The sequence below is a fragment of the Polaromonas sp. P3_C2 genome (genome assembly GCF_056402675.1).
In genome coordinates this window covers 1-10,175 of the sequence record NZ_JBFUGX010000071.1, presented here as the reverse complement: position 1 = coordinate 10,175, position 10,175 = coordinate 1, and the positions used below count along the sequence as shown (strand labels likewise).

Genomic DNA, 10,175 nt, shown 5'->3' with positions numbered 1-10,175 from the left:
ATCTGGGACCGCTGCATCAACACCAGTGAGCGCACCAAAGGCGAGATCGATTTCGAGCAACGCTTCCCGATGCCGTTTCGCGAAACGGTGACCAAACGCAGCCAGTCCATCAACCTCGACCCGGCCTATGTGTACGGCCTGATCCGCCAGGAAAGCCGTTTCATCATGGACGCGCGCTCCGGCGTGGGCGCTTCGGGCCTGATGCAGGTCATGCCGGCGACGGCACGCTGGACGGCCAAAAAAATCGGCCTTGAAGGCTTCACGCAAGACCAGCTCAATGACCGCGATACCAACATCGCGATCGGCACGGCCTACCTCAAGTTTGCGCTGGATGACCTGAACGGCTCCATGCCCATGGCCGCCGCAGCCTACAACGCCGGCCCCGGGCGGCCACGCCTCTGGCGCAACGGGCCGGTGCTGGACGCTGCGATCTGGGCCGAAAGCGTGCCGTTCAGCGAAACGCGCGACTATGTGAAAAAAGTGCTGTCGAACACCACCAATTACGCGGCCATCCTGACGGGGCAGCCGCAGTCGCTGAAAGCACGGCTTGGCACCGTGGGGCCCAGGGATGCGGCGCAGCCGGAGCCTTACAAGGATCTGCCTTGAAGTATTTTAGGGACGAGTGCGGGCGGCTATTGAATTGATAGCGTTTTTTCAGGGTTGTTATTAATTTTCCGGCGCACCCTCCTCTGGATCCTGCTGGCCGGGCAACCCCCGGCCAGCAACCCTCAGCAAAAAGCGCAACGACAGAACAAGCCAGGCCTCAGCCCTTTGGCTTATAAGCCACAACATCAATCTCCACCCGCGCATCCACCATCAACCGCGCTTCGGTCGTCGAGCGGGCCGGCTTCTTCTCACCGAAATAGCCCATGTAGATGCGGTTGAAACTGCCGAAGTCGCGCGCGTCCTGCAGCCAAACAGTGCTCTTGCAGACGTCGTCCAGCGTGCAACCGGCCAGGGCCAGCACCGCCTGCAGGTTCTTCATCACCTGGTGGGTCTGCACCTCAATCCCGCCGGTCACGATCTCGCCGTTTTCATTGGCCGGCACCTGGCCGGAGACATAGACGAAGTCACCGGCGCGTACGGCGGGTGAGAACGGTCGGGGCTGGCGGTCGGAGGCCAGCGGAGGATTTCCGAAATGTTCCAGAGGCATGAAGAACTCCTTTTTTCCAGTCTCTTTTATGGCAAATTATGAAATATATTTTCATGAATATGCGCAAATACTCGGGTTTATCCTGAAAATGATCGTCTTCAGGTCAATTAATCTTCACTTTTGAAATTTAACTTCAATCAGGAGTTGTCATGATCCGTGGAATTCGCATGCACCGCCGCACTGCCTTGTCCTCCCTGTTGGCCCTGGGTGCGGCCGGCGCCGGCTTCGGTCCGGCCGCCGCGCAGACGGGCAAGTCAGCCCTGAATCTGGCCATGGTGGCTGAGCCGCCGACGCTGGACATCCAGTCGACCCCGGCCGACCTGGTCTGCATCATCATGCAGCACGTCTACGAGCCGCTGTTCACCTTCGACGCCAAGGCGGCCCTGGTGCCGATGCTGGCCGAGGCGATGCCCAAGATATCGGCGGACGGCAAGCTCTACAGCATCGCCCTGCGCAAGGGCGTGATGCTGCACAGCGGGCGCGAGCTTCATGCTGACGACGTGGTGGCCAGCCTGAAGCGCTGGATGGAAGTCTCGCCGCGTGGCAAGTCGGTGGCGGTGCAGGTGGCCGACCTGTCGGCCAAGGGCCCACTCAGCGTGGAGATCAGCCTGAAGAACGCCTATGCGCCGCTGCTCTCGCAGCTGGCGATGGCCTCGGGCATGGCAGCCATCATGGCCAAGGAATCGCTGGCCCAACCGCTGCGCGAATACGTGGGCACGGGGCCCTACAAGTTCAAGGAGCGCAAGCCCGACCAGTATGTGCTGCTCACCCGCTTCGATGGCTACACCGCGCGCAATGAAGCTGCCAGCGGTTACGGCGGCAAGCGGGTGGCCGTGGTGGAGGAACTGCGCTTCGTACCGGTGCCCAATGCCAACACGCGGGTGGAGGGTGCGCTGGCCGGCCAGTTCCACTACGCCGATCTGCTGCCGATCGAGGCGCTGCCGCGGCTGGAAAAAGCCGGCGGCAAGGTCGTGCCCATCATGACGCCCTCTTTCGGCTTTCCTTACCTGGTGTTCAACACCAAGGAGGGTTCACTGGCGCATCAACCGGTGCGCAAGGCGGTGCAGACCGCGCTGGGCGAAGGCGAGATGCTGGCAGCGGGCTTTGGCGACACGCGATTTTTCATCGCCGAAGGTAACCACTTCCCCAAAGGCACGCCCTTCTATTCCACAGCCGGCACCGCAGCCTATAACGAACGCGATGCCAAGAAGGCCAAGAGCCAGGCCGAGCAGGCCGGCTACAAGGGCGAGCCGGTGCGTATCCTGACCAGCCGGCAGTACGACTTTCACTACAACATGGCATTGATCATGGCCGAGCAGCTCAAGCGTGCCGGCTTCAAGGCCGAACTCAACGTGGTCGARTGGGCGACGCTGCTGCAGCGCCGCGCCGACCCCAAGCTGTGGGACATCTACATCACCCATTCGGGCCTGTTCCCCGAGCCCATGCTTTCACCGCCGCAGCTGGGCGACGGCGCGCCGGGCTGGTGGAGCTCGCCCGCCAAGGCCGAGGCACTGGCCGCGCTGAACCAGGAGCCGAACCCTGCCAAGCGCGGTGCGCTATGGGGCAAGGTGCAGCAGGTGGTGTATGACGAGGTGCCTTACATCCAGGTGGGCAAGTTCGCCAGCCTGTCGGCGCGTGCGCCTGCGCTGCAGGGCTACACCCCCTACACCTACCCGTTCTTCTGGAACACCAGCCTAAAGAGTTGAGCCCCCACGCTTTTCACTCCGTGTAATGCGCTGCCCCCCGAGGGGGCCGTCCGCCTGCGGCCCGGCAAAGCCGGTTCCGCGGCTCAACTGGCTTTATTTCGCTGTTCTTTCGGCGGGCGTGGAGATGGGGACGTGGAGTGCCTTCGAATGAGTAAAAAATTCGCATCATTGAATAGAGCAACGTCATGACACGGTACCTCCTGTCCCGGCTGGGCGGCATGCTGGTGGTCATGGCCATCGTGGCGGTGCTGGTTTTCATCCTCACGCGCGCTGCCCCGGGTGACCCGATCGCCGTGCTGCTGGGCGACCAGGCCACGGCCGAGGACATCGCGCGCGTGCAGAAGGTCTATGGCCTGGACAAGCCCCTGCCGGTGCAGTTCGGCTTGTGGGTCCGGGAGCTGGCGCGCGGCAACCTGGGCGAATCGATCTTTCTGCAGCGCCCGGTAACCCAGGCGCTGTGGGAGAGGGCCGAGCCCACGACCCTGCTCTCGCTGATGGCCATCGCCATTGCCGCGCTGATCGGTGTGCCGTGCGGCATCGTCTCGGCCGTGTATCGTGGCAGGGCCGTCGACCAGGCTTTCACCGGCTTCGCCATGCTGGGCGCCAGCATACCCAGCTTCTGGTTCGGCCTGGTGCTGATGCAGATCTTCGCGGTCTCGCTGGGCTGGTTCCCCGTCTCGGGCTATGGCGAGCCGGGCGCCTCGCTGGCGGCCCGCATCCACTGCCTGGTGCTGCCGGCCACGGTGCTGGGCGTGCTCAATTCAGCGCTGATCATCCGCTTCACCCGCGCTTCGATGCTGGATGTGCTGGGCGAGGACTACGTGCGCACTGCCCGGGCCAAGGGGCTTTCGGAAAACGTGGTGGTGCTCAAACATGCGCTGCGCAACGCGCTGGTGCCCATCGTCACCGTGCTCGGCCTGACAGTGGCACTGATGATCGGTGGCGCGGTGGTCACCGAGACGGTGTTCGGCCTGCCCGGCGTGGGCAACCTGGTGGTGAGCGCGGTGATCCGGCGCGACTACCCGGTGATCCAGGGGGCACTGCTGGTGGTGGCGGCAATCTATGTGGTGATCAACTTTGCGATCGACCTGCTCTACACCGTGGTCGATCCACGCGTGAAGTACTGAAGCGATGCGTATGCCTCAACTTCCTCTCATCCTGCGCAAGCTGTTTCGCCGCCGTATCGTTCTGGCCGCGGCCATCGCTTTGGTCGTGGTGGTGCTGGTATCACTCTTCGCCGGCCCCCTGAGCGGGCTGGACCCGAACGAAACCGCCGTGAGCCAGCGCCTCTCGCAACCCTCTTCTGCTCACCTGTTCGGCACCGACGAACTGGGCCGCGACCTGTTTGCCCGCATCGCCTTCGGCGGACGCTATTCGCTGACCATCGCGCTGCTGACGGCGCTGGGTTCGGTGGTGGCCGGCACCTTGTTTGGCCTGATCGCGGGTTTCTTTCGCCGGCTCGACGCGCCCGTCATGCGGCTGGTCGATGCCATGATGTCCTTCCCCGACATCCTGCTGGCAATCGCCCTGGTCGGCATTCTCGGCCCCTCGATGTTGAACGTGGTGCTGGCCCTGGTGCTGGTCTACACGCCTCGCGTGGCGCGGGTGGTGCGCGCCTCGACGCTGGTGGTGCGCGAGCTGCTGTTTGTGGAAGCGGCGCGCGCCGTCGGGGTCTCCACCGTGCGCATCCTCTGGCGCCATGTGCTGCCCAACCTGATGTCGCCGATTCTCGTGCAGGCTTCCTTCATCTTTGCCTACGCCATCCTGGCGGAAGCCGCGCTGTCTTTCCTGGGTGTGGGCGTGCCGCCCGAAATCCCGACCTGGGGCACCATGGTCGCCGGCAGCCAGCAATACGCCCACCAGGCGCTGTGGATCGTGCTGTTCCCGGGCCTGGCCATCATCCTTACCGCGCTGTCGCTTCAATTGCTGGGCGACGGCATCCGCGACCTGCTGGATCCGCGCCTGCGGAAATCGATGTGAACCGTCTCGAAGTACGCCACCTTTCCACCTTCTTCGACACCGACGAAGGCCTGATCCGCTCCGTCGCCGACGTGAGCTTCAACATCCGTGCCGGCAAGACCACAGCCCTGGTCGGCGAATCGGGCTCGGGCAAATCGGTCACCAGCCTGACGCTGATGCGCCTCTTGCCGCGAACCGCTTCGACGCAGGTCAGCGGCCAGGCCCTGTTCGTCAATCGCGCCGGCGAAACGCTGGACCTGTTGACGCTGCCCGAGCCGCGCATGCGCGCAATCCGCGGCAACGAGGTGGCGATGATCTTCCAGGAGCCGATGACCAGCCTGAACCCGGTCTTCACCGTGGGTGAGCAGGTGGCCGAATCGCTGCGCCTGCACAAGGGCCTGGGCCATGCGGCCGCCCTGGCCCAGGCCCTGCGCATGCTGGAGCTCGTCGAGATCCCGGCGGCTGCCCAGCGCCTGCATGAATACCCGCACCAGCTTTCGGGCGGCATGCGCCAGCGGGTGATGATCGCGCTGGCCATGGCCTGCGACCCGACGCTGCTGATCGCCGACGAACCCACCACCGCGCTGGACGTTACCATCCAGGCGCAGATCCTGGCGCTGATGCGCAGGCTGCAGGCTGAGACCGGCATGAGCATCCTGTTCATCACCCACAACCTGGGCGTGGTGGCCCACCATGCCGATGACGTGGCTGTGATGTACGCCGGCCGCATCGTGGAGGCCGCGCCCGTCAACGACCTGTTCGCACGGCCGCAGCATCCTTACACGCAGGGCCTGCTGGCCTGCCTGCCGGCGCAGCAGCGCGGGCGGGCGTCGGCGGGCGAGGGCTCACATGCGGCGGGAGGCAAGCGCCGACTCTATGCCATCCGCGGCCAGGTTTCCAGCCCGCTGGCGCCGCCACCGGGTTGCGCTTTCGAGCCGCGCTGTGACAAGGCCATCGCGGCCTGCCGCGACGCCATGCCGGCGTTGCGCAACGACGAAGCCGGCGGCAGCGCCCGCTGCATCCTGGTGCCGGAGGCCGCATGAGCGCACAGACCCCAGCCGCTGCGCCCTTGATCGAGGTGCGCAACCTGCAGAAATTCTTCGGTTCCTCTGTGCGGCCAGTGCGCGCCGTGGACGATGTGTCCTTCGTGATCCATCCCGGCGAGACACTGGGCCTGGTGGGCGAATCGGGCTCGGGCAAGAGCACCATCGGCCGCGCCCTGCTGCGCCTGGTCGACAGCACCGGCGGCACGGTGAGCTACCGCGGCGAAGACCTCGGCGCGGCCTCGGGCAGCCGCATGCGCGCGCTGCGCAGCAAGCTGCAGATGATCTTCCAGGACCCATACGCCAGCCTGAACCCCAAGATGCGGGTACGCGACATCCTGGGCGAGGCATTGCAGGTGCATGGCCTGGCCAAAGGCAAGGAGGCCACCGCACAGCGCATCGCCGAGCTGTTGCAGTTAGTGGGGCTGCCGCCTGAACACGCGGCGCGTTACCCKCACGAGTTTTCCGGCGGCCAGCGGCAGCGCATCGGCGTGGCGCGGGCCCTCTCGGTGCAGCCTGAATTCATCGTGGCCGATGAGCCGCTCTCGGCACTGGACGTTTCCATCCAGGCGCAGGTGGTCAACCTGCTGTGCGACCTGCGCGATAGCCTGAAGCTGACCATGCTGTTCATCTCGCATGACCTGGATGTGGTGGAATACCTGTGCGACCGGGTGGTTGTGCTGTACCTGGGCCGGGTGATGGAAGTGGCGCCGACGGCGCAGCTGTTCGCGCGGCCGCTGCATCCCTACACGCAGGCCCTGCTGGCCGCTTCGCCCAAACCGGACCCGACCATCAGGATGGTGCATGTGCCCTTGAAAGGCGACATGCCCAGCCCGGTCAATCCGCCTTCGGGCTGCGTGTTTCGCACACGCTGCCCGCATGCCATTGACGCCTGTGCCGAGACACGGCCGGAGCCGCGCGACATGGGCGGCGGCCGCCTCAAAGCCTGCATCCGAGACGACATCGAATCATTGACGACACCATGACACTGCAAGATATTCTCGACCCCCTGCTCGACGCCTCCTGGAAGGGCTTTCCGCACCATAGCCCGCCGCTGCGCCGCTCGGCCGTTGGCACCCAGGGCTGGAACGTGCTGCGCGGCGACCTGCCGTTGCCGCTGGCCGTGATCCGCCGCGACGCTCTGGCCGGCAACCTGCAATGGATGCAGGGTTTTGCCGGCAGCCACGGCGTGGGCCTGGCGCCGCACGGCAAAACCACCATGTCGCCGCAGCTGTTCCGGCGTCAGCTCGATGCCGGCGCCTGGGGCTTGACCTTCGCCACCGTGACGCAGCTGCGCGCAGGCGTGACGGCCGGTGCGAAACGCTGCCTGATCGCCAACCAGGTGTTCCAGTCGGTGGACCTGCAGGGCATAGCCGACCTCAAGCGTGCCCATGCCGGGCTGAGGGTGGCTTTTCTGGTGGACTCACTGGCGCAGGCGGAGCTCATTGAAGCCTGGCATGCGGTGAATGCACACGCTGAGCCTTTCGACGTGCTGCTGGAGATCGGTGTGGACGGCGGCCGCACCGGCTGCCGCAGCCACGAGCAGGCGTTGGCCCTGGCTCAGCGCCTGCGCAGCGGCAAGGCCACGCGGCTGGTCGGCATCGAATGCTACGAAGGCCTGGGCGCCACCGGCCAGTCAGACGCCGACACGGCCTACGCCAATGCGCTGATGCAGCGTGTGCGCGACATCGCCAAAGCCTGCGACGAACAACAGTTGTTCGAAACGAATGAAATCCTGCTCACGGCCGGTGGCTCCGCCATCTTCGATCTGGTAGCCGAACACCTGAAGATGAAACTGTCGCAGCCTGTGCAGGGCCTGCTGCGTTCGGGCTGCTATGTGACGCACGACCATGGCACGTACCACCGCTTCATGAATACGGTAGCTGCGCGCATGGGCTGCGGCCATGGCTTGCACGCGGCGATGGAGGTGTGGGCGGCGGTGCAATCCTGCCCTGAACCGGGCCTGGCCATTCTCGCGGTGGGCAAGCGCGACATCTCCTACGACCTGGAGCTTCCCGTGCCCCTGGGTGTGTGCAGAGCGGGCGAGGCCACCATGACACCGGCGCCTGCAGACTGGAAGATCGCCGGCCTGAACGACCAGCATGCCTACCTGCGCGGCAGTGGCCCCGAACACCAGGCCCTGCGCGTGGGCGACCTGGTTGCGCTGGGCATCTCCCACCCCTGCACCACCTTCGACAAATGGCGCTGGATGCCGGTGGTGGACGAACAAAACAACGTGTGTGACGCCATCGTCACCTGCTTTTAAATGACTCCACGCGTCCTTGAAAAAATTGCCGAGATCATGGACCGCGCGCCCGCTGCGCGGCGCACTGTGCTGGCCCTGATCCTGGAAGACCCGCAGCGCGTGCTGGACGAAACCTTCGAGACCCTGGCACAGCGCGCCAACAGCTCGGTCCCCACCATCATGCGCACCTGCCGTGACCTGGGCTACCCCGGGCTGCGCGAGTTCAAGCTGGCGCTGGCGCAAGAACTCGCGGTGGGCGGCTCGCCGCTGAACCGGCGCGTGCGCATCGATGACGACACCCGGCAGGTCATCGCCAAGGTGACGCGCGGCGCCACCACGGTGATCAACAGCGTGCAGGCCCAGCTCAATGTGGAAGCGGTGCAGGCGGCGGCCGACGCCATCGTCGACGGCGCCCGGGTGGACTGCTATGGCGTCGGCGTCACCTCCAACTTCATGGCCTCCGACTTGCAGGCGCGGCTGTACCGCATGGGCGTGGCTTCCAACAGCTACCTGGACCCGCACCTGCAGCTGATCTCGGCCGCTACCATCGGCCCGCGTGGCGTGGTGATGGCCATCACACATGTCGGCGGCATGCCCTCGTTGCTGGAGGCTGTGGACGTGGCGCGCTCGCAGGGCGCCACCATCATCGCGCTCACCCAGCCCGGCTCGCAGCTGGCGGCGCTGGCCGACATCGTGCTGGGCGTGGAAGTGGCGCCCGACCCGGTAATGCCGGTGGGCCCCGAGGCCTACCTGGCGCACCTGACGGTGATCGAAATCCTCACCGTGCTGGTGGCGCAGCGCCTGGGCGACAAGGCCGTGAACCGGCTGGCCAACATCCAGCACACGCTGGAAACACGCGGCGTGGACATGCACCACCACCCCCGGCTGGACTGGGACGAAGGCGCCAAGCTCACCATGGGGAAAGTACGATGACGCGCGCCACCTTGCTGGAAAATGGCCTGCTGGTGGACGGTACCAGCGCGACTGGCCGATCAGGTGACCTTCTGCTGGCGGGCGACCGGATCGTGGCCATGGGCCCGGACTTGCGTCGCAGCCTGCCGGACGGCCTGTCTCTGTCCGATGTCCAGGTGTACGACTGCAGCGGCCTGGTGATTGCGCCCGGCTTCGTCGACGTGCACACCCACGACGACGCTATCGTGCTGAACGCGCCCGGCATGTTTCCCAAGCTGTCGCAGGGCATCACCACGGTGGTCACCGGCAACTGCGGCCTGTCGGTCGCGCCTTTCGTGGTGGAGGAACCGCAGGGCGCCCTCACCCTGCTGGGAAATTCATTCAAGTACCCCTCGGTGGATGCTTATGCGCAGGCGGTGGGCGAGGCGCAGCCGGCCGTCAATGTAGCGCCGCTGATCGGCCACACCACGCTGCGCTATGCCTGTGTGGACGACCTCAACCGGCCAGCCACCGCCGGCGAAGTGGCCGCCATGTGCACCCTGCTGGAGCAATGCATGGCCCAGGGCGCGATCGGCCTGTCGTCGGGCCTCTTTTACGCCGAAGCCATGCCGGCACCGGCCGCCGAGGTGACATCGCTGGCGCGCGTCGTCGCGCGGTACGGCGGCATTTACGCCACACACATGCGCTCGGAGATGGCCGACATCCTGGAGGCCATGCACGAGGCCGCCGGCTGCGCCTTCGAGGCAGGTGTGCCGCTGGTGATCTCGCATCACAAATGCGCCGGCCCGGCCAACTGGGGCCGCACGCAGGAGACGCTGCCGCTGATCGACACGCTGGCGCAGCGCCAGGACATCGCGATGGATGTCTATCCCTACGTGGCCGGCTCGACCGTGCTGCGCGAAGACCTGGTCGACGGCATTATTGACGTGCTCGTGAGCTGGTCGGCCCCGCATCCGGAAATGATGGGCCGCACCCTGGCGTCGATTGCAGCCGAGTGGGGCGTTGACCAGAAAACAGTTTGCCGCCGCCTGCAGCCCGGCGGGGCCTGCTATTTCCAGATGCACGAGGACGACGTACGGCGCGTCATTGCCCATCCGCTTTCCATGATCGGATCGGACGGCCTGCCGCATGACAAGCATCCGCACCCGCGCCTGTGG

At 65.6% G+C, this 10,175-nt stretch carries 10 protein-coding genes; 9 read left to right on the top strand and 1 reads right to left on the bottom strand.

Translation table 11 applies throughout. The features are described from left to right. A partial coding sequence (locus AC1DWI_RS05140) for a lytic transglycosylase domain-containing protein (RefSeq protein WP_477724479.1) occupies positions 1–606 on the top strand: 606 nt, incomplete at its 5' end. A 157-nt stretch (positions 607–763) separates the two neighbouring features. Here the strand turns inward: AC1DWI_RS05140 and AC1DWI_RS05135 are convergent. Further along, on the bottom strand, positions 764–1,153 hold the full coding sequence (locus AC1DWI_RS05135; protein WP_477648168.1) for a RidA family protein: 390 nt from the start codon (positions 1,151–1,153) through the stop codon (positions 764–766). A gap of 149 nt (positions 1,154–1,302) precedes the next feature. Between AC1DWI_RS05135 and AC1DWI_RS05130 the strand changes: the two genes are divergently transcribed. From AC1DWI_RS05130 to AC1DWI_RS05095, 8 genes are all read left to right on the top strand, one after another. Next, positions 1,303–2,859, top strand: a complete 1,557-nt coding sequence (locus AC1DWI_RS05130; RefSeq protein ID WP_477670028.1) for an ABC transporter substrate-binding protein — start codon at positions 1,303–1,305, stop codon at positions 2,857–2,859. Between the two features lie 185 nt (positions 2,860–3,044). Then, positions 3,045–3,986, top strand: a complete 942-nt coding sequence (locus tag AC1DWI_RS05125) for an ABC transporter permease (RefSeq protein WP_477648166.1) — start codon at positions 3,045–3,047, stop codon at positions 3,984–3,986. A gap of 4 nt (positions 3,987–3,990) precedes the next feature. Further along, on the top strand, positions 3,991–4,839 hold the full coding sequence (locus tag AC1DWI_RS05120; protein WP_477670027.1) for an ABC transporter permease: 849 nt from the start codon (positions 3,991–3,993) through the stop codon (positions 4,837–4,839). Continuing rightward, positions 4,836–5,861 (top strand): ABC transporter ATP-binding protein, encoded by a 1,026-nt coding sequence (locus AC1DWI_RS05115; RefSeq protein ID WP_477670026.1) that lies wholly within the window; start codon positions 4,836–4,838, stop codon positions 5,859–5,861. Before AC1DWI_RS05120 ends, AC1DWI_RS05115 begins: the two co-directional genes overlap by 4 nt. After that, on the top strand, positions 5,858–6,847 hold the full coding sequence (locus tag AC1DWI_RS05110) for an ABC transporter ATP-binding protein (protein WP_477670025.1): 990 nt from the start codon (positions 5,858–5,860) through the stop codon (positions 6,845–6,847). Before AC1DWI_RS05115 ends, AC1DWI_RS05110 begins: the two co-directional genes overlap by 4 nt. Continuing rightward, positions 6,844–8,127, top strand: coding sequence for an amino acid deaminase (locus AC1DWI_RS05105; protein ID WP_477670024.1), 1,284 nt, complete (start codon positions 6,844–6,846; stop codon positions 8,125–8,127). Before AC1DWI_RS05110 ends, AC1DWI_RS05105 begins: the two co-directional genes overlap by 4 nt. Further along, positions 8,128–9,039 carry a MurR/RpiR family transcriptional regulator gene (locus AC1DWI_RS05100; protein ID WP_477670023.1) on the top strand — a complete coding sequence of 304 codons (912 nt, stop codon included), beginning with the start codon at positions 8,128–8,130 and terminating at the stop codon, positions 9,037–9,039. Continuing rightward, the coding region (locus AC1DWI_RS05095) for an N-acyl-D-amino-acid deacylase family protein (RefSeq protein ID WP_477724478.1) at positions 9,036–10,175 on the top strand (1,140 nt) is incomplete at its 3' end. The genes AC1DWI_RS05100 and AC1DWI_RS05095, both read left to right, overlap by 4 nt.

Bases quoted from the DNA above. Each gene is read 5' to 3' on its own strand.
- AC1DWI_RS05100 (WP_477670023.1), top strand. From the start codon at position 8,128: ATGACTCCACGCGTCCTTGAAAAAATTGCCGAGATCATGGACCGCGCG.
- AC1DWI_RS05125 (WP_477648166.1), top strand. From the start codon at position 3,045: ATGACACGGTACCTCCTGTCCCGGCTGGGCGGCATGCTGGTGGTCATG.
- AC1DWI_RS05105 (WP_477670024.1), top strand. From the start codon at position 6,844: ATGACACTGCAAGATATTCTCGACCCCCTGCTCGACGCCTCCTGGAAG.
- AC1DWI_RS05135 (WP_477648168.1), bottom strand. From the start codon at position 1,153: ATGCCTCTGGAACATTTCGGAAATCCTCCGCTGGCCTCCGACCGCCAG.
- AC1DWI_RS05120 (WP_477670027.1), top strand. From the start codon at position 3,991: ATGCGTATGCCTCAACTTCCTCTCATCCTGCGCAAGCTGTTTCGCCGC.